The organism is Roseibium sp., assembly GCF_965233565.1.
GTDB lineage: Bacteria > Pseudomonadota > Alphaproteobacteria > Rhizobiales > Stappiaceae > Roseibium.
Genome location: NZ_OZ247494.1, coordinates 5,527,392 through 5,547,328 on the forward strand (window position 1 = coordinate 5,527,392; position 19,937 = coordinate 5,547,328).

Below are 19,937 nucleotides of genomic sequence, written 5' to 3' on the forward strand. Positions count from 1 at the left end.
AAGTGCGGATCGCGGCAGATTTGCCTTGTCCTTGTCACGTTCCGGTGCCTTGATAGGGGAACGTCTGGGCCCAGGAGGACTGGCCATGTCCATTTTTGCTATTGTTTCAAACAGCTTTGATCACAAAAAACGTTTTCGACTCGGGCCTCTTTTGAGAACCGCAAAGGTCACGGCACTGGCTATAAGCGCAGCCGGGCTGATGACACTGTCGACAGCCGCACAGGATAAGCGCATCGTCACCATCGATGATGCCGACTATTTCGGAAGCGACTACCGCACCGTCAAGGATGTCGACCTTGAGGGCTGCAAGGCTGTTTGCCTGGGTGACGACCAGTGTCAGGCGTTCACATTCAATACGTCTGCAGGCTGGTGTTTCCTGAAATCCGACTTTGGAGAATTGCAGAGCTTTGTCGGAGCCGTCGCCGGCAGGGTTGTCGAAGTGCAAAAGCCGCGGGTCGATCAGAGTGCGGACCGGAAGGCGGAACTGGTTTTTGTGCCGAAATCGCAACAGGAAAGCGCCGAGACCTATTCCCAGAGCATCGCCAATTCCATACGTGCGGAAGGTCAGACTGCGTCCCAACTCCGTCAGAGTGGTCTCGTCGCCCTCAGCGAACGCCAGGGAGCACTTGCGGAAGCCGATTTCCTGCAGGTTCTGAAACTGGAGCCGGGTGACTTCAAGGCCTGGACACATCTGGCAACTGCACTCCTTCTGCAGGATCCGGATGACTGGCAGGAAAAGGAGAACAAACGCAAAAGTGCCGTTTCTGCGTCGATCAACGCCTATCTGAGAGCCGTCAGTGCGGAAGAACGCGCGCTGTCGCTGGAACTTCTGGCGCGTGCACTGGTCAATCGAAGCGAATACAGGACCGCGATCAAGGCCTACCGGGCCTCGCTGGCTTTGGAAGAAAACAGCAGCATCCGGTATCGCTACGACGAACTGGTCGCCGAACACGGCTTCCGCATTGTCGATCATGAAGTGGATTCCGACAGCGCCTCGCCGCGCGTTTGCCTGGTCTTCTCCCAGAAACTGCCGGTCGGCGAGGACATGACACCCTATGTGACCGTCGGTGGCGAAGGCACCTTTGCCGTCGAGGCGGAGGAAAACCAGATCTGTGCGGATGGTCTGAAGCACGGAGCACGCTACAAGATCACGGCGCGCAGCGGCCTGCCGTCGGCCGAAGGTGAAACGCTGAACAAGTCCGCTGACGTCTCCTTCTATGTCAAGGATCGGTCGCCTTCGGTCAATTTCCTGAGCCGGTCCTATGTGCTGCCCGCCGGCGGCAACCCGACCATCCCCATCGTTTCGGTGAATACGAACGAAGTGGAGGCGGCAATCTACCGGGTCGGGAACCGGTCAATTGCCGACATTCTACGTGACAACCGCTTCCTGCGACAGCTGGACAACTGGCAGGCGGAGCAGATCGAGGACGAACTTGGCGAAAAGGTCTGGTCCGGCATTGTTGAGACCGGCAACGAGCTGAACCGCGACATGACAACGGCGATCCCCGTGTCTGAGGCCGGTATCGATCTGAAACCCGGTGTCTACGCCCTGACGGCACGATCCCGGCTGGACCAGGAGAACCGTTACGGAGCCCTGGCAACACAATGGTTTCTGGTGTCGGACCTGGGGCTCACCGCATTGGAGGGGGATACCGGCATTGCCGCGAATATTCGATCTCTCTCGAGCGCAGCAGCGCTGGAAGGCGTGAACGTTCGCCTGCTGGCCGTCAACAACGAGATCCTCAGCGAAACGGTCACCAACGCGGACGGGTTTGCCGAATTTGCAGCTGGTCTGACGCGCGGGAGAGGTGGCCGGGCGCCTGGCGTCCTGGTGGCCGAAACGGCGGAAGGCGATTATTCCTTCCTCGACTTGCGCAAACCCGCCTTCGATCTCTCCGACCGCGGCGTCGAAGGGCGTCCGGCACCAGGTCCGCTCGATGTTTTTGCCTGGACCGATCGTGGCATCTACAAGGCCGGGGAAACGGTTCATGCGCAGGCACTCTTGCGTAATGCGGCGGCGGTGGCCCAGGAAGATTTCCCGCTGACCTTCATCTTCACAAGGCCCGACGGCGTTGAACACGCCCGCTTCACGGTGGCAGATGGCGGTCTGGGAGGCCACCTGCAGAACCTGACGCTGGCAAGCTCCGCGCAGCAGGGTATCTGGTCCTGGCGGGTCTTTGCCGACCCGAAAGGCCGGGCCTTGTCGGAAGAAACCTTCCTTGTCGAGGACTATCAGCCCGAGCGGGTCGACTTCGACCTTGAAACAGCGGCTGGCACTTTCAACCGGACGGCACCGACAGAGGTGTCGTTGGAAGCCCGGTTCCTCTATGGTTCGCCTGCCAGCGGTCAGACGCTGGAAGGCGACGTAATCGTGCGTCCCGTACGCTCGCTGAAAGCCTATCCGGGCTACAGGTTCGGCGTGCCGGATGCCGACGCCTATTCTCAGCGTGGCTCCATCACTTCCGGTCTGAAGACAGACGAGGATGGCAAGCTGACCTTCGAAGTCTTCATGCCGGACCTGCCGGAAACGTCCATGGTCTATGACGCGTCCGTCATTTCCCGCCTTGTGGAAGCAGGCGGCCGGTATGTTGAGCGCGATCTTGATCTTCCCGTTGCCCTGGATGGGCCGCGCATTGGCATCAAGCCGGCCTTTGAAGACGGCGTCGATGAGGGTGGCCCGGCTGATTTTTCTGTCATTGTCGTCGGACCGGACGGCAAGGAAGCCGACGCTAAGGGCCTGGTCTGGACCCTGTCGAAGGTCGACCGCCGGTACCAGTGGTACCGCTATGACGGCCGCTGGTCCTATGAACCGATCACGACAACCCGCCGTCTCGACACCGGTGAATTCGACGTCAAGGCCGGCCAGCCTGCGCAATTGTCCCTGCCGGTGGACTGGGGTGAATACCGTCTGGATGTGGCTGGCAATGGCGCCGTTCTGACGACGACCCGGGTCACCTTCAATGCCGGCTGGTACACGGCGGACGCGTCGTCGGAAACCCCGGACTACCTGGATGTCGGTCTCGACAAGACCAGCTATCGGCCCGGCGACATTGCCAAACTGCGCCTGAAACCTCAAATGGCCGGCATTGCCGTCGTCAATGTCGTGTCCGGCGGCCTTCTGGCCAGCCAGACGGTGGAAGTCAGCGGTGAAGAGACAGAGGTCGAGATCCCGGTCAGCGACGACTGGGGGGCCGGGGCCTATATCACCGCGAGCCTCTACCGGCCGATGGATCTGGACGAGAAACGCATGCCGTCGCGGTCCATGGGGCTGTCTTGGCTGCAGGTGGATCCCGGTGAACGCGCATTGAGCGTGGAGCTTTCCCCGCCGGACAGGATCCAGCCGGAAACAACGCTGGATGTTCCCGTCAAGCTGGCGAATCTCGAGGCGGGCACCAAGGCCTATCTCACCGTGGCTGCCGTCGACGTCGGTATCCTGAACCTGACCAGGTTCAAGACGCCGGACCCGGACGGCTGGTATTTCGGCCAGCGCCGGCTGGGTACGGATGTTCGGGATCTTTACGGCCAGTTGATCGACCGGACAGCCGGCACGCTTGGCAGGGTTCGTTCTGGCGGCGATGCGGCCGGGATGCGGCTTGAAGCGCCGCCACCGGATGAAGAACCGGTTGCTCTGTTCTCCGGCCTTGTCGAAGTCGGCCCCAACGGAGAAGCAACGGTCTCGTTCGACGTTCCCGCCTTCAACGGAGCCCTGAAACTGATGGCGGTCGCCTGGACGAGGGACGGGGTCGGCCACGCGGACAAGGAAGTCGAAGTGCGTTCGCCCGTTGTGATGACGGCCAGTGCGCCTGCATTCCTTGCGCCCGGGGACAGTTCACGATTGGCACTGGAGATAGACAATGTCGACGGTGCTGCCGGAGCCTATGAGTTGGAGTTGACCGTCTCGGACGGCGTGACCCTGGAGGAAGGCTCCGTCAGCCTGTCCCGCTCAATCGAGTTGGGGTCTGGAAAGAAGGAACTCGTTCTCACGCGGATTGGTGCTGGAAATGTCTTGACCACCGCCGAAATCGTGGCGTCCCTGACAGGGCCGGACGGAAAGATCTACGTCAAGCGCTTCGGACTGGACATCATGGACACCCAGCCGGAGGTCGTGCGCCGGTCGGTCTTTGCGCTGGCGGCTGGCGACAGTCTCAGCCTGACCGCCGACAGTTTTGACGGACTGCGCGCGGACACGGTCGATATCACGCTCACGGCTGGCGGTGCGGCCAGCATCGATGTGGCCGGATTGTTGGCGGCGCTTGACCGTTACCCTTATGGCTGTACCGAACAGACCACCAGCCGCGCGCTGCCCTTGCTCTATTTGAGCGAAGTTGCCGAGGCAGCAGGTCTCGGCGGTGATAGCGCCATTCGCGAACGGGTCGTCAAGGCGATCGGGCGCGTGTTGTCGAACCAGTCGTCGTCCGGTGATTTTGGCCTTTGGTCGAGTTACGGCGACGGCGACACATGGCTCGACGCTTATGTGACGGACTTCCTGACACGTGCCCGTGAAAAGGGCTACAAGGTTCCGGATATCGCTTTCACGTCCGCCTTGGACAATCTGGAAGGCCGGGTCGCGTATGCTTCCGATTTCCAGGACGGCGGGGAGGGCGTTGCCTATGCGCTTTATGTTCTGGCCCGCAATGGTCGTGCCTCCATGGGCGACCTCAGATACTATCTCGACGCCAAGCTGCAGAATTTTGCCACTCCGATGGCAAAGGCCCAGGTGGCAGCCGCGCTTGGTCTTTATGGAGAAACGACCCGGGCAGAGACCGGCTTCAAGGCGGCAATCGCAGCGCTCCCGCGCAAAACGGTGTGGGGTTATCGCAGCGATTACGGGTCCAGGCTGCGCGACACTGCAGCTGTGACGGACTATGTCGCCTCGGCCTCCCTGGCAAGCGATCTCAAGGACGAGGCCATCGACCTTCTCAAGGTGGCGCAGGCCAACGCCTCCGGTCGCTCGACCCAGGATATGGCCTGGCTGCTTCTGGCGGCCAACGCGCTCAACGAATCTGCCGCTGAAGCCAAGCTGTTAGTACGCGGTGAAGAAACACCAGGCCGTCTGGCGTGGTCGATGGAGGGCAGCGAAGTCAGCGAGTTCCCGGCCGCCATCACCAACAATGGTGATGTGTCGACCGAACTGCTGGTGTCGGTAGCCGGCCAGCCTCTGGTGCCGGAACCGGCAGGCGGCAAGGATTACGCGGTCGAGCGGAGCGTTTATGACCTGGACGGCAATCCGGTCGATCCGACGGCTGTTCCCGTCAACACACGGCTCGCGGTCGTTGTCACGGTGCGGGCCCTGAGTGATCAGCCGGGCCGCCTGATGGTGGTCGACCGTCTGCCGGCCGGACTTGTGATCGACAATCCCCGGCTGGTTCGATCCGGGGATCTGGGTGGCCTGTCCTTCCTGAATACCGTGGATCAACCAGAGCATTCTGCCTTTTACAGGGACCGGTTCGAGGTTGCCGTCGATCAGACACGGTGGAGCGGCAAGGAGCTGTCCTTTGCGTATCTCGCCAGGGCGGCCACACCAGGGGAATACACACATCCGCCAGCCTCTGTTGAAGACATGTATCGCCCGGATCGTCGAGCGATCACTGCGACCGGGCGCTTTACTGTCCTTGGCCCCACGCGGTAAGGGCGCAGGTTGGTCTTGTGACAGTCGCCCGACAAACACGCTGGCAGAGATTACGGCGGTGGGCTGCCGCTGCCGGATTCGCCGCTACAGCTTTGGCAGCTTGCGGGCTGCTCAAGGTCAGTCACGACTATCACTCGCTTCCGGCTCTGCCGCGTGTCTCGGACCTGTCTCTCTCTTCCGTCGTGCTTGACCGGGAGGACCGTCTGTTGCGGGCCTTTACCAGCCATGACGACAAGTGGCGCCTGCCGGCGGAACTGGAGGCTGTAGATCCGCTCTATTTCAGGATGCTGCTTGCCTTTGAGGACAAGCGGTTCTACCAGCATGGCGGTATCGATATTCGTGCCATGGCCCGGTCGGTCTATTACAGCCTGCGCCATGGCCGGATCGTTTCCGGCGGCTCCACCTTGACCATGCAGGTGGCCCGGCTTCTGGATGAGCGGCCGACAAAGTCGGTTACACGCAAATATGAACAGTTACTCAGGGCCGTTCAGCTCGAACAGACCTATTCCAAGAAGGACATTCTGCGCTTCTATATGCTGCGCGCGCCTTTTGGCGGCAATCTGGAAGGTGTCCGGGCGGCAAGTCTCACCTGGTTCGGTAAGGAGCCGTCCCGGCTCACGCCCGCTGAAGCGGCGCTCCTGGTGGCACTGCCGCAAAGTCCCGAAGCGCGGCGTCCGGACCGGTCTCCGGATCGAGCGAGGACGGCACGCAACCGCGTGCTGCAGGTTGCCGCAAAAGAGGGCGTGCTCAGCGGAGAGGCTGCTTCATCGGCGTCAGCCGAGCCGTTGCGGGCGAAGCGGTATGCCATGCCGTTGCTTGCCGCCCACGAAAGTCGGCATGCGCGCCTGGAAGCGCCGACCAAACCGATCCACCGTCTGACGCTGGACCGGGACCTGCAATCCTCACTTGAGGCCCTGGCAAAGCGGAAGGCAAGTGTGATGCCACGGCCGGTCTCTCTTGCCATCCTGGTCGCCGACCATCAGTCCGGTGAAATTCTGGCCAGCATTGGTGCGCCGGACCTGCTTGATACGGCGCGAGAAGGGCATGTCGACATGACGCGGGCAGTACGTTCGCCCGGGTCGACACTGAAACCCTTTATCTATGGGCTGGCTTTCGAGGAAGGTGTCGGGCTGCCGGAAAGTTTCATCGTCGACAAGGCCACGGACATTGCCGGTTACCAGCCAACAAATTTCGATCAGGCCTACCAGGGCACAGTCACCTTGCGCGAGGCCTTGCAACTTTCCCTGAACACGCCGGCGGTGAAATTGCTGGAAGCGGTTGGACCCTCCAGGCTGATTGCGCGATTGAAGCGGGCAGGGGCAGAGCCGGTGCTGGAAAAGGGAATCGCTCCCGGCCTTGCCATCAGTCTCGGTGGCCTGGGGCTGTCGCTGAGAGATCTGACACAATCCTATGCCGCGCTGGCGAGGGGAGGCGAACCTGTCACATTGCGAATCTGCCGAAGGGATTGTGTGACAGCCTTGGCCAGTCCATCGCAAAATCGGATGTTAAGCGAAAAGGCGGCCTGGCTTGTTGGTGACATTCTCTCAGGACTGCCGCAGGCACACAGCGCCGAAACCCGCCAGATCGCCTACAAGACCGGCACCGCATACGGCTATCGGGACGCCTGGGCAGTCGGATTTGACGGCAAACACGTCGTTGCCATCTGGTCGGGCAGGGCTGATGGCACCCCGGTGCCGGGAAAGACCGGGGCGACGGTGGCCGTACCGATTCTCTTCGAAGTGTTCCAGGCGCTCGGTCCTGTGCGCGTTCCGTTGCCCCAGGGACCCGAAGAGGCACTAGACCTGCTCAGTCAGGAGATACCCGCTCCCTTGCGCTATGCCAGGTTGCCGCGGCGCCAGGGCAACATGGCCACTTCGGAGGGGCTGACGATTGCCTATCCTCCAAACGGCGCAGAGCTCGATCTCGGGATCGTTTCGGGCCAGCAAGGGCAGGGACAACCGCTTGTGGTGAAGTTCAAGGGCGGGAAGGGACCATTTTCCTTTCTTGTCAATGGCAGCCCGCTCAAGGGGCAGCATCAGGAACGCCAGCTCATCTGGCATCCGGAAACCTCCGGCTTCATTGATGTCACGATATTGGATTCACGCGGGCGAAGTGCCGCCGTTTCGGTGTTCCTCCAGTAATCTTCGCGCGCAATGCCTCCCTCGGAACCATCCTTTTAGAGTTTGAGGACGACTGCGCTTGAGCGACAATGGGGCAGCGTTTGCTCATTTGCGCTGAGCATCAGTTTAGCGACTGCAAGTCCTAGATTATCAGGTTGCCGAACCTGGAAGCCGTCGTGAGACGGTTCAGCTTCAGCTTGCAGGTCTGATTGCCCAGATGATTGCCCGGGCAGACCGGCCAGCCACCTGCACGCCGCGCAATCCAACGATTCTTCTCTGATTTGCACCAAAAACCGAGGACAAGCCCGCAGAAAAGCTCGATAGCCTCCGCGACTAGGCTTCAAACCCGGATAAACGGCGGAGTCTGAAATGACCAAGAGTCAGCTAAAAAATATCCCTGGGTAAAATGACAATGAATCCGAATAAATTTCCCCGAAGATGTAGAATCAAGAAAAATTTCCTTAATATTTCTTTCTTGTTATTTGATTGTCTCGCTTAGTAAGGGTAAATATTTTGAGTAAACTTGATTTATGAGAAGAATTTCTTTGATTCTAAAGGCTCTATGACTCTACGTGATTTTATTAAATAGTGGCGAAATTTTGCCGGATTTGGCGAGATAGATTCCGTAAGGGTAGATAAAAATCGTGTAGAAACAATATGTTGCAGAAAGAGCACACCGCATTGTGTGCGTGTTTTGGGGTGTCACTTTGGGCTTGCTGCGCGGCGTCGAGTTTGGTTCTTAGGCTCTGCGACGGTGAGTAATCGCCAGTAAAAACGGTTCTTCGGGATTGTTTTTCGATGAAATCGCGGGGATGGGGCCGCGCTGAAAAGTGTTTTCGGTGCTGGTTCCAATGAAAATTGACTTTTGGAGGTCAGATATGAAACTCAAGAGCTTGATGCTCGGCGCGGCAGCAGTTGCTACCGCCACCACCGCCCAGGCAGCCGATCTTCCGGTTGCTCCGGAGCCGGTTGACTACGTTCGCGTCTGTGACGCCTACGGCGCACGCTTCTACTACATCCCGGGCACCGAAACCTGCCTGCGCGTTGGCGGCCGTGTTCGTACTCAGTTCGTTGTCAACAACGTTCTGGAAAGCAACGGCACCAACGACAACTGGGGTCAGCGCGACTCTGACGGTTACTCCTGGCTGGCTCGTGGTTACGTCTACCTCGACGCTCGCACGGCGACCGAATTCGGCACCCTGCGCTCCTACGTGTCCATCTATGCTTCCAACAGCAACGGCACCAACAGCGTCAACCTCGACAATGCCTACATTCAGTGGGGCGGCCTGACCGCTGGTCGTCTGGGTTCGAACTTCGACATCTTCACCGGTCAGACCTTCATGGGTGTTGTCACGCGTGACTGGTCGGACAGCACTCTGAACCAGCTGGCTTACACCGCTGCTTTCGGCAACGGCCTGTCCGCTACGATCGCTCTGGAAGACCGCTCTGGTCGTGAAGTCGGCTCCTACGGCGGCACGCGTGCTCCGGACGTTGTCGCTGCTCTCGGCATCTCCCAGGGTTGGGGTTCCGCACAGATCTCCGGTGCTCTGCATCAGGTCTATCCGGACGTTGCCGCTGCTCACCAGACCGGCGCCACCAACAATGGTGCTGACGATTCCCTTGGTTGGGCAATCGGCGCTGGCGCCAGCATCAACCTGCCGTTCGCTAACTCCGGTTCGAACATCTTCTTCCAGGGTTTCTATGCTGACGGCGCTCTGTCCTACCTCGGCGGCGGCATCACCGGCCTGTCCATCGGTGGTGCGTCTGTCACCGACTACGGTCGCCTGAGCGGCACCAACAGCGGCTTCTCCCTGTCCGCTGGTGCTTACATCCAGGCAACCTCCACGGTTGGCCTCGCACTCGACGGTTCCTACGCTCAGGTTGACCTCAACGACGTAGTCGGCACGACCGACGTTACGCTGGACCGTTGGGCCATCGACGGTTCCGTTCAGTGGGAGCCGGTCTCTGGCTTCATCATGGGTGCCGACATGGGCTACTCCAAGTCCAGCTCTGACGTGTCTGGCGTTGACGACCTCGACGAACTCCTCTTCGGTGTTCGTATGCAGCGCACTTTCTAATCATCTGATTAGAATCTGACTGTGATGTTCTGAACTCCAGTCAGTCATGCGGCCCGGCAGGCTTCAATCTGCCGGGCCGTCCCCTTTTTGGGGATGCGATTCTCGGTCTGTATGATCGTTGGATGCCGTGGAAAACCTGCACCAACAAGCCTTTGGGTGGGCGCCGAGATCCGATTTTCCTAACGAAATCTAAATTTCCAATCCGTTTTTGTGACATTCGCGCAACACCGGTTTTTGAAAACAGCCCCAGCGGAAGGGGGAGGCTGCATTCTGTGTTGAACCGGGCAAGCGGATGCGTATGGTCACTCTTGCGAGCGGCTTCGCGCCGCACTGATTTGTCTGCCTCGGACGTCCAACCTCCGGTCGGTGGCAAACTCAGAAATAATTCGCGGGGACAATGGCACGATTTTGGTGCCAATTGATATGACTGATTGGAGGTCAGATATGAAACTCAAGAGCTTGATGCTCGGCGCGGCAGCAGTTGCTACCGCCACCACCGCCCAGGCAGCCGATCTTCCGGTTGCTCCGGAGCCGGTTGACTACGTTCGCGTCTGTGACGCTTACGGCGCACGCTTCTACTACATCCCGGGCACCGAAACCTGCCTGCGCGTTGGTGGTCGTGTTCGTACCCAGTTCATCGTGAACAACGTTCTGGACAACGGCAACTGGGGCACTCGCGACAGCGAAGGCTACTCCTGGCTGTCTCGTGGTTACCTGTACCTCGACGCTCGCACGGCGACCGAATTCGGCACCCTGCGCGCTTACGTGTCCATCTACGCGACTGACACCAACGGTGCCAACGCTTCTGCTAACCTCGACAACGCCTACATTCAGTGGGGCGGCCTGACCGCTGGTCGTCTGGGTTCGAACTTCGACATCTTCACCGGTCAGACCTTCATGGGTGTTGTCACTCGTAACTGGTCGGACAGCACTCTGAACCAGCTGGCTTACACCGCTGCTTTCGGCAACGGCCTGTCCGCTACGATCGCTCTGGAAGACCGCTCTGGTCGTGAAGTCGGCACCTACGGCGGCACTCGTGCTCCGGACGTTGTCGCTGCTCTCGGCATCTCCCAGGGTTGGGGTTCCGCACAGCTGTCCGGTGCTCTGCACCAGGTTTACCCGGACACCGCAAACGCACACCAGACCGGCGCCACCAACAACGGTGCTGACGATCAGCTCGGTTGGGCAATCGGCGCTGGTGCCAGCATCAACCTGCCGTTCGCTAACTCCGGTTCGAACATCTTCTTCCAGGGTTTCTATGCTGACGGCGCTCTGTCCTACATCGGTGCTTCCAGCACTGTTGGCGGCGTAGCAGTTGCTGACTACGGCGTAACCTCCGGCACGTCCACCGGTTACTCCCTGTCCGCTGGTGCTTACATCCAGGCAACCTCCACGATCGGTCTCGCACTCGACGGTTCCTACATGGACATCGATCAGCCGACCGGCCGTTCCGACCTCACTCGCTGGGCCATCGACGGTTCCGTGCAGTGGGAGCCGGTCTCTGGCTTCGTGATGGGTGCTGACATGGGTTACTCCAACACCGATCCGTCTGCTGGTTCCGATGTTGACGAACTCCTCTTCGGTGTTCGTATGCAGCGCACCTTCTAATCAATCCTCTTCAGAGGTTTGATGGAAAACCCGGCGGAAACGTCGGGTTTTCTTTTTGTGTGCGTGAGATTTATTGAAAATGCCCTGTTGCAGGGCCCTGTCGTCAGCATTCAGTCGCAGGCAGCTTCCCGCATCCCAACAGAGCGGGAAGGATCAGACTTCGTCTAGAAAACGTGCAATCGTCTGATGGGTCGCTTCGTCCCACAATACAGGGGCATGTCCCTGACCCGGAATTGTTCTGACCGAAGCGTCTGAATGCAAATCGGTCATGCGCTGGCAAGTCTCTTTGCTGAGCAGGTCGGAATGTTCACCGTGCAGGATCAGGACGGGACGGTCGAGCAGGTTTTCGTAGAGCGGCCAGAGGTCCGGTGCCGGCGCCGCATCGTCCAGGCTCGCCAGCTGGTGTGCCAGAGCCGGATCATAGTCCATTCCGAACCCGTTTTCGCGTTCTGAGGCAAGCTGACCGGCGAGTTTCAGCCAGTCGGCCGTGTCAAACGCCGGAAACTGCCTGCCGAGCGTATGGTGCAGATTGTCCGCGACATCCTGCAGCGAGCGGGTCTCCATGTGGTGGCCAAGCGTCGCAGCGATCCGGTGGATTGCTCTCATCTCGATATGAGGGCCGACATCATTGAAGATCACCGCGGCCATGCGGCTTGCCGGGTAACGGGCTCCCATCACAAGGGCGTGCAGTCCACCCCGTGAGGTGCCAAGCAAAGCGAACCTTTCCAGGCCGAGCATCTCGATCGCTGCGTCAATATCCTTCTCCTCAACCGGAAGGGCGTAATTCCGCCAATCTTCGTCCCAATCGCTGCCGCCGCGTCCCCGATAGTCCAGGGCGATAACACGATGCCCTCGGGACTGCAGATAACGGGCGATATCCTCGAAATCACGGGTGTTGCGCGACAGTCCCGGAAGGCAAAGAACCGGTAGTCTGGAAGCAACGCTGTCTTCGGGCGCAGGCCACTCTTTTCCTGCAAGTGTCAGCCCATCGGGGCTTTGCCATGTAAAGTCGGTTCGTGTTTCGATTGGGCCTTTTGAAGGGGCTTCGGGCGCTTCTAGTGGCGCAGTTGTCATTCGTGTCTCCCTGAGCGTTTCCATCCAGTGGTCGTTTTTTATGAATGTAGTGGCCTTTCCCGCGCTCTGCCAATAGGAAGAGTCCCTACGGAAAGTTGGTGTTCCCGCCTGCGAACACTGGTTTTATGCAACGCTTCAAATAAAAGTCCAAAAGCGGTCGCTGAATGCCCTTGCAAGCATTGCCCAGGGACTTGCAGATGAGTATGTTGCGCCTCCGTAAATCACCACGTTCCGTTTCGCTGTCAAAGCAATACGTCCACCATGAGGAAACCGAGATGTTCAAGGGTTCAATTCCAGCGCTGATTACCCCGTTCAAGGACGGAGCGCTCGATGAGAAACGGTTTCAGGAATTTGTGGACTGGCAGATTGAGGAAGGATCTTCCGGTCTGGTTCCGGTTGGCACGACGGGGGAAAGCCCGACCCTGACACATGACGAGCACAAGCGGGTGGTTGAACTCTGTGTGGAGGCGTCAGCCAGACGCGTGCCGGTAATTGCCGGTGCCGGTTCCAACAATACGATCGAAGCCATTGATTTCGCTCAGCATGCAGAACAAGCCGGCGCCGATGCGCTGCTTGTCGTGACCCCTTATTACAACAAACCCAACCAGGCAGGCCTTAAAGCGCATTTCAAGGCTGTCAATGATGCGGTCGGCATTCCGATCCTTATCTATAACATCCCGGGCCGGTCGATTATCGACATGACCCCGGAAACCATGGCCGAGCTTTTCGAGACCTGCGAGAACATTGTCGGTGTCAAGGATGCGACCGCCGACATGGCCAAGGCGAGCCGTCAGCGCCATTTGTGCGGACCCGAATTCGTTCAGCTGTCTGGTGAAGATATTTCCGCGCTTGCCTTCAATGCCCATGGCGGGACCGGCTGCATTTCCGTTACTGCGAATGTGGCACCGCGCCTGTGCGCAGAGTTCCAGGCGGCGACGCTGGCCGGGGACTTCAAGAAGGCATTGGAATATCAGGATCGGCTGGCACCGCTTCATCGGGCATTGTTCCTTGAACCGAGCCCGGGCGGTTCCAAATATGCACTGTCCCTGCTTGGCAAGATCGACGGGGAACTGCGTCTGCCGCTCGTGCCGATTTCCCAAAGCGCGCAGGAGGAAGTGCGCGCGGCAATGGCCCATGCAGGCCTGATCAACTGAGACTGAAAGAAGTCTGGTGAGCGACCGGTGAAGGGCGCTTCCGGAAAGGACAAAAATGGCTCCGAAAAAAGGGGGCGTTCCGGGACGGACCATCATTTCCGACAACCGGAAGGCCCGGTTCAATTTTGAAATCGAAGATACGCTGGAAGCGGGAATCGAGCTGAAGGGCACGGAAGTCAAATCCCTGCGCAACGGCAAGGCGAACATTGCCGAATCCTATGCGGCCGAATACGGCGGCGAGATCTGGATCTACAACGTCTACATTCCGGAATACCTGCAGGCCAACCGGTTCAACCATGAGCCGCGCAGGCCGCGCAAACTTCTGCTGCACAAGCGGGAAATCGGTAAGCTTGCCGGCGCGGTTCAAAAGGAAGGCAAGACGATTGTCCCGCTCAAGCTTTATTTCAATGAGCAGGGACGGGCAAAGCTGGAACTGGCGTTGGCACGCGGCAAGAAACTGCATGACAAACGCGAGACCGAGAAGAAGCGGGATTGGCAACGCGAAAAGTCGCGCATCATGAAGAACTTCTCGTAAGTCCGGTTTATCCACCGGGTGTTTTTATAACAGTTTGATGACTGTGGGTAATTTGTGCGCAAGCAGCGCATAAGTTGTGGATCTTCTGTGCGCATGCTGTGGACGCAGCTTCGCGCTTTTCCACACCCAAACCTGTGCATACACTGTGCCCGACCCGGACATCCTGCCGGATCGCGTAAATGGCTAGTTATTGATCCGTCAAACTTTCCAGGAGGAGCCGCTTTTCCTCCGAAATCGGCGTTGGCCGGCGGCTCTCACGGTCGACATGCACATGTACGAACCGTCCATGTGCCGCCGTCACACTGTCTTCGCCGGCGAACAATCCAACCCGGAAAACCACTGAGGTTGAGCCGAGTTTCTCGATCCTGAGACCTGCCGTAATAATTGAAGGAAAGACCAGTTCGGCGAAGTAGTGGCAGCCCGTCTCGACGACCAGGAATATTTCACGGCTATGCACCGGATCGAGCAAGTTGTTCTCGACATACCAGCCGTTTACCGCGGTATCGAAGAAGCTTAGATACTGAACATTATTGACATGGCCATAGATGTCCACATCCATCCACCTGGTGGGGATATGTTGAAAGACCTTGAATTCGGAGCGCTTTTTCGGTTGCGGCCGGGCAGGCTGTGGATGAGCTGTTGAATTCATAAGGCCGCCCGATAGATCTCAAGGGCATGAACTTCTTGCATGTCGCGCGGATTGTTCACCAGAAGGCGGGTCTGTTTCATGGCGTCCCTGGCAAGTTTCGGCAGATGTTCTTCGTTGATGCCGACATCTCGAAGCCGCGTCTGCAGTCCCAGCGTCGACGCAAGATCTGCCAGCTTGCCCGCAAAGTTGTCCGCTCTCTCGGCCTGGTCCGTGATGTTGGCCAACTCGGGAAAGGGAGCGGCCGCGATCTCGGCATAGGTTTCCGCTGCGACGCTGTTGTTGAACCTCAGGACATGAGGCAGCACCAGGGCGTTGGACAGGCCGTGCGGCACATGAAAGGTGCCGCCAAGCGGGTAGGCCAGGGCATGCACGGCTGCGACCGGGGAATTGGCAAAAGCCATGCCAGCCAGCATGGACCCCAGAAGCATGGCGCCGCGTGCGTCCTGGTCCTTTGGTGTGAAGACCGCCTTCTCGATATTGGCACCAAGTAGCCGGAGGGCTTCGACCGCGAGCGCCCTGGAAACCGGGTTGTTGTTGGCGGAGGTCGAGGCATAGCCTTCAATCGCATGCACCATGGCGTCAATGCCGGTGGCTGCGGTCACCGGGCCAGGCAGTCCAAGGGTCAGAAGCGGGTCGAGCACAGCCAGATCGGGCAACAGGAACGGAGAAACGACGCCTCGCTTTTCCTCCTCGCCAACCGTGATGATCGAGATCGGTGTGACTTCAGACCCCGTGCCAGCCGTTGTTGGTACCAGGATAAGAGGAAGGCGCGGTCCCTTGGCCTGACCGACCCCCCAGGCCTCATCGAGATCTTCCTGGCTTCCCAGGAGCAGGGCAACAAGTTTCGCGACGTCGAGCGAAGACCCGCCGCCGAAGCCGATGACCGAGGTTGCCCCATGAGCTTTTGCGGCCTCGACAGCGGCCTCAACCAGGGCTCTTGGCGGGTCTGCAACCACATCGGCGTATCGCGCCAATTGGTACCCGGTCTGTTGCAAGGCCGTTTCGCACGAGCCTTGCAGGCCCAGCGAGACAATGCCGGGATCGGTCACAAGAAAGGGGCGAGGCCCGAGAAAGGGAGCGGCATGATCGGCGAGTTTGGCCGCAGATCCGTTTTCGAACACGATCCGCTGACTGGTGTTGAACGTAAAGGCTCCGAACATTGATCCCCCCGATTAGATCTTTGCAGATTGCCCGTAAAAAGCATGGCCCGTCGAGGGAAAAACCTTCAGACTTTGGTGGTGCCTGTCAGGCGTGCATTTTTGCGCCCTTGGACACCTTGTCGGCGACCTTCCTGTCTGTGTGAAAAGCCAGGCCCACCACCTTTGCATCTTCCGGCGTGAATTTGCCGAAAACTTCGCGATTGGCAGCATCGTGACCTGTGGCGAACATTTCTTCGATGTAAAGGCTGGCCGCGACGCCGCGTTGGAGCACGCGCTGGTGGATCCTGGCGATCGTATCCTGATCAGCACTCAAAACGATGATCGGCTGCACGCTCATCGCATGATAGAGATGCCCGGCGGCATCGCGATAAGCCTCGCCAATGAGGTCAGGCTTGGCCGCTGCGACACCGGTGGACAGGAATGCTGTTACATTGAGCTTCTGCCAGGTGGCGAGATCATCGCGAACCACGATGACAAATTTGGTATCGAACATGAGCGGCAACTCCACGCTGGGGTTTGAAAGAGATCAGAATGGCGACGAGCTAACCTCGACGGATAGCGACCGTCTTGAACGTTTGTGCAAATCGTCGGGCGACGGCATTCTGGTTGCGCCGGCGGAGACCGGCATCGAGCGGATCGAAGCCCGGTTTCAGGGCAACGGCTTCAGCCCCCATAGACACGACACCTACGCGATTGGCCTCACCATGGCCGGCGTTCAGACATTCAGCTATCGCGGCGAAAAGCGGGCATCGATGCCGGGGCAGGTGATCGTCATCCACCCGGACGAAGAACATGATGGCGGCGCCGGTACCAGGGAAGGGCTGCGCTATCGCATGCTGTATGTCGCGCCTGAACGGATTGCAGAGACGCTGTCTGCCGCTGGTTACGCAGAACTGCCCTATGTACCGGCACCGGTTGTTTCCGATCTCCGGTTTCGCAGGGATCTTGCGGATGCGCTATCAGATATTGATCAGCAGCTGGGCAATCTGAAACGGGAATGCCTGATTGCGGATCTGGCGAACTGCCTGACCCGGCATTCAGATCGCGGCGAACGCTCGTCCCGGATGCTGGATTGGCCAAGCCTGAAAAGCTGCGCAGAATTTCTCCGGGAAAACTGCTCCGACATGATCCGCATCGAAGCTCTGGAGGGCCTGACGGACATGGACAGGTTCACCTTGTCCCGTCAGTTCCGGAAGGTCCATGGAACCAGCCCGCATCGCTTTCTGGTCATGCGCCGGCTGGACAGGGCGAAAGCGAAACTTGTTGAAGGTGCTGCGCTTGCAGAGGTCGCGATCGACAGCGGTTTTGCGGATCAGAGCCACATGACCAGACACTTCAAGAAGGCCTATGGCATGACACCGGGGCAGTGGCGGCAGCTGGCAGGTCAACCTGCCGGCTAAGTTTGAGACCTACGCCAAGCTCCCCGCCAATATCCTGAGGCGCCGCTGTCGCGCTGCCTCAGGATGAGGCTGTCTGAAACCTATTCACAAGCCACCGGGCCAAGCCGGTCACAAGGTGTTCGGCCCGAACTTGTTGGAGCGCGGGAAGCCGGTCGGCGGCAACCGTCCGGCATGGCCTCGCTCGCCGCGCCAGTCGGCGAGGTCTTCGAGCGAACGCGTGAAACTGCGGCCGGAACTGTCGGTCCAGGTCAGGCCTTCGTCGCCCTTGAAGACACGAATGTCTGAAATCAGACCGTCCCGATAACGCTGCAGACGCACGCCGCGGCCGCGGCCCATCTGCGGAATTTGCACCATCGGAAATACCAGCAGTTTCCGGTTCTCGCCGATGATGGCCACCTGGTCGCCAAGTGCCTCGACACAGATCGAGGCTTCGGCGGGCGCCGTCAGGTTGAGAACCTGCTTGCCCTTGCGTGTGTTGGCAATGACGTCGTCCTCGTTGACGACAAATCCGCGCGCTTCGGTGCTGGCCAGCAGCAGGACACGGCCGGGTTTGTAGACAAAGGCGTTGACCACGTCCTGAGCCTCGTCCATTTCCACCATCAGGCGGATCGGTTCGCCATGGCCGCGGCCACCCGGGAGCCGGTCGGCGCCGATGGTGAAGAACTTGCCACCGGATGAGAACAGCAGGATCTTGTCTGTTGTTTCCGCATGGAAAGACAGTTTCAGCTTGTCGCCCTGCTTGAAGGACAGGCTCGACAAGTCCGCGTGATGGCCCTTGAGTGCACGGATCCAGCCTTTTTCGGAGATGATGACGGTGATCGGTTCTTTTTCGATCATCGCCTGCTGGATGTCGACAAGATCGGCCTCCGGCGCTTCGGATTTGTCCGTGCGGCGCCGGCCGATGTCGGTTTCCGGTCCATAGACCTTGGAAATCTCGGTGATTTCCTTGGAAATTTTGGTCCACTGGCGCGCATCGGAGCCGAGAAGCTTGGTCAGGTCGTCCTTTTCCGCCGTCAGTTTCTCGTGTTCCTTGCGGATTTCCATCTCTTCCAGCTTGCGCAAGGAGCGCAGACGCATGTTCAAGATGGCTTCCGCCTGGACATCGGTCAGCTCGAAGGTCCTGATCAGCTCGGCCTTGGCATCGTCTTCCTCGCGGATGATGCGGATCACCTCGTCGAGATTCAGATAGGCAATCAGATAGCCTTCCAGAACCTCCAGCCGGTGATTGATCTGGCCGAGACGATACTCGGACCGACGGATCAGCACTTCCTTACGGTGATCGAGCCACTCGCGCAGGACCTGTTTCAGGCCCATCACCATCGGCACCTTGCCCATGGACAGCACGTTCATGTTGAGCGAGAACCGGTTTTCCAGGTCCGTCAGCTTGAACAGGGATTCCATCAGCAGATTGGCATCGACATTGCGTGAGCGCGGCACCAGAACAACGCGGATGTCCTCGGCGGATTCGTCGCGAACATCGTCCAGTAGCGGCAGCTTTCGGGCGGTCAGCAACTCGGCGATCTTCTCGATCAGGCGGGACTTCTGAACCTGATAGGGAATTTCAGTGACCACAATTGCCCACTGACCGCGGCCAAGATCCTCGACCTCCCAGCGGGCGCGAACACGGAAACTGCCGCGACCGGTCGCGTAGGCCTCGCGAATGGAGCCCTGATCGGAGACGAGCAGGCCACCTGTCGGGAAGTCCGGACCCTTGATATGTTCCAGAAGCTCGTCGACTTCCGCTTTCGGGTTCTTGATCAGGTGCTGGCAGGCCTGGCAGAGCTCATAGGCATTGTGGGGCGGGATCGAGGTCGCCATGCCCACCGCGATGCCAGAGGAGCCGTTGCCCAGCAGGTTGGGAAAACCGCCCGGCAGGACGACAGGTTCCTTGTCCTCATCGTCATAGGTCGGGTTGAAATCGACCGCGTTTTCATCAAGACCGTCCAACAGGCGCTTTGCGGTGTCGGTCATGCGGGCTTCGGTGTAACGCATGGCGGCGGCGTTGTCGCCGTCAACATTGCCGAAATTGCCCTGACCGTCGATCAGCGGGTAACGTTGAGCAAAATCCTGGGCGAGACGCACCAGGGCGTCATAAACCGCCTGATCGCCATGCGGGTGGTATTTACCGATAACGTCGCCGACCACACGGGCACATTTCTTGAAACCGGAGCCCGGATCCAGCTTCAAAAGACGCATGGCGTATAGCAGGCGCCGATGGACCGGTTTCAGACCGTCGCGCACATCAGGCAGCGCCCGGTGCATGATGGTCGACAATGCGTAGGCCAGATAGCGCTCTTCAAGCGCGTCCTTGAGGTTGATGTCCTCAATGCCGCTTGGCGGCGGCGGTGTTGTCTCTTTTCCCATAATTGCTTGCTAACGGGTTCCGCCTTCAGGCGCAATTCGCAATGGCGGGTTTGTGGCCGAAACCAGCCGATTTTCAACCGATTTCGCCGTGCTTGTGGGCAAGGTTATCTGCGGGCTGCAACCGGCGGTTTTCAACCTGAGCCAAATTGTCCGCGTCAACATCATG

Annotated in this window: 12 protein-coding genes; 7 read left to right on the forward strand and 5 right to left on the reverse strand. The window is 59.2% G+C overall.

Annotated features, from left to right (window positions below):
- The first annotated feature begins 199 nt into the window (after positions 1-199).
- The 4 genes from ACO6TG_RS25180 to ACO6TG_RS25195 all read left to right on the forward strand — a co-directional run bounded on the left by ACO6TG_RS25180 (position 200) and on the right by ACO6TG_RS25195 (position 11,435).
- Positions 200-5,629 (forward strand): MG2 domain-containing protein, encoded by a 5,430-nt coding sequence (locus ACO6TG_RS25180; RefSeq protein WP_422375712.1) that lies wholly within the window; start codon positions 200-202, stop codon positions 5,627-5,629.
- 92 nt (positions 5,630-5,721) lie between these two features.
- Positions 5,722-7,770 (forward strand): penicillin-binding protein 1C, encoded by a 2,049-nt coding sequence (gene pbpC / locus ACO6TG_RS25185; protein ID WP_422375713.1) that lies wholly within the window; start codon positions 5,722-5,724, stop codon positions 7,768-7,770.
- Positions 7,771-8,627: 857 nt separating this feature from the next.
- Entirely contained in the window at positions 8,628-9,827 is a 1,200-nt protein-coding gene (locus ACO6TG_RS25190; protein ID WP_422375714.1) for a porin, read from the forward strand.
- Positions 9,828-10,271: 444 nt separating this feature from the next.
- Positions 10,272-11,435: a porin gene (locus ACO6TG_RS25195; RefSeq protein ID WP_422375715.1), complete on the forward strand. Its 1,164-nt coding sequence runs from the start codon at positions 10,272-10,274 to the stop codon at positions 11,433-11,435.
- A gap of 153 nt (positions 11,436-11,588) precedes the next feature.
- On the opposite strand, the gene ACO6TG_RS25200 is transcribed toward ACO6TG_RS25195, so the two are convergent.
- Complete coding sequence (locus ACO6TG_RS25200) at positions 11,589-12,509, reverse strand: alpha/beta fold hydrolase (protein ID WP_422375716.1); 921 nt, start codon at positions 12,507-12,509, stop codon at positions 11,589-11,591.
- 275 nt (positions 12,510-12,784) lie between these two features.
- Here ACO6TG_RS25200 and dapA point away from each other — a divergent pair, with 275 nt between their 5' ends.
- Together dapA and smpB are read left to right on the forward strand one after the other, a co-directional pair.
- Positions 12,785-13,663, forward strand: a complete 879-nt coding sequence (gene dapA / locus ACO6TG_RS25205) for a 4-hydroxy-tetrahydrodipicolinate synthase (protein WP_422375717.1) — start codon at positions 12,785-12,787, stop codon at positions 13,661-13,663.
- Between the two features lie 55 nt (positions 13,664-13,718).
- Complete coding sequence (gene smpB / locus ACO6TG_RS25210) at positions 13,719-14,198, forward strand: SsrA-binding protein SmpB (protein ID WP_094070096.1); 480 nt, start codon at positions 13,719-13,721, stop codon at positions 14,196-14,198.
- A 187-nt stretch (positions 14,199-14,385) separates the two neighbouring features.
- Here smpB and ACO6TG_RS25215 read toward each other — a convergent pair whose 3' ends face one another.
- The 3 genes from ACO6TG_RS25215 to ACO6TG_RS25225 all read right to left on the reverse strand — a co-directional run bounded on the left by ACO6TG_RS25215 (position 14,386) and on the right by ACO6TG_RS25225 (position 16,500).
- Positions 14,386-14,847, reverse strand: a complete 462-nt coding sequence (locus tag ACO6TG_RS25215) for an acyl-CoA thioesterase (protein WP_422375718.1) — start codon at positions 14,845-14,847, stop codon at positions 14,386-14,388.
- Entirely contained in the window at positions 14,844-16,007 is a 1,164-nt protein-coding gene (locus ACO6TG_RS25220; RefSeq protein WP_422375719.1) for an iron-containing alcohol dehydrogenase, read from the reverse strand. The genes ACO6TG_RS25215 and ACO6TG_RS25220 overlap by 4 nt, the downstream gene beginning before the upstream one ends.
- A gap of 85 nt (positions 16,008-16,092) precedes the next feature.
- Positions 16,093-16,500, reverse strand: coding sequence for a DUF2000 family protein (locus ACO6TG_RS25225; protein WP_422375720.1), 408 nt, complete (start codon positions 16,498-16,500; stop codon positions 16,093-16,095).
- Here ACO6TG_RS25225 and ACO6TG_RS25230 point away from each other — a divergent pair.
- A complete protein-coding gene (locus tag ACO6TG_RS25230; protein ID WP_422375721.1) occupies positions 16,499-17,407 on the forward strand; it encodes an AraC family transcriptional regulator in 909 nt (302 codons plus the stop codon). The two genes, ACO6TG_RS25225 and ACO6TG_RS25230, sit on opposite strands and share 2 nt — an antisense overlap.
- Before the next feature lie 108 nt (positions 17,408-17,515).
- Here ACO6TG_RS25230 and parC read toward each other — a convergent pair whose 3' ends face one another.
- Positions 17,516-19,771 carry a DNA topoisomerase IV subunit A gene (gene parC / locus ACO6TG_RS25235; protein WP_422375722.1) on the reverse strand — a complete coding sequence of 752 codons (2,256 nt, stop codon included), beginning with the start codon at positions 19,769-19,771 and terminating at the stop codon, positions 17,516-17,518.
- Positions 19,772-19,937: the final 166 nt, after the last annotated feature.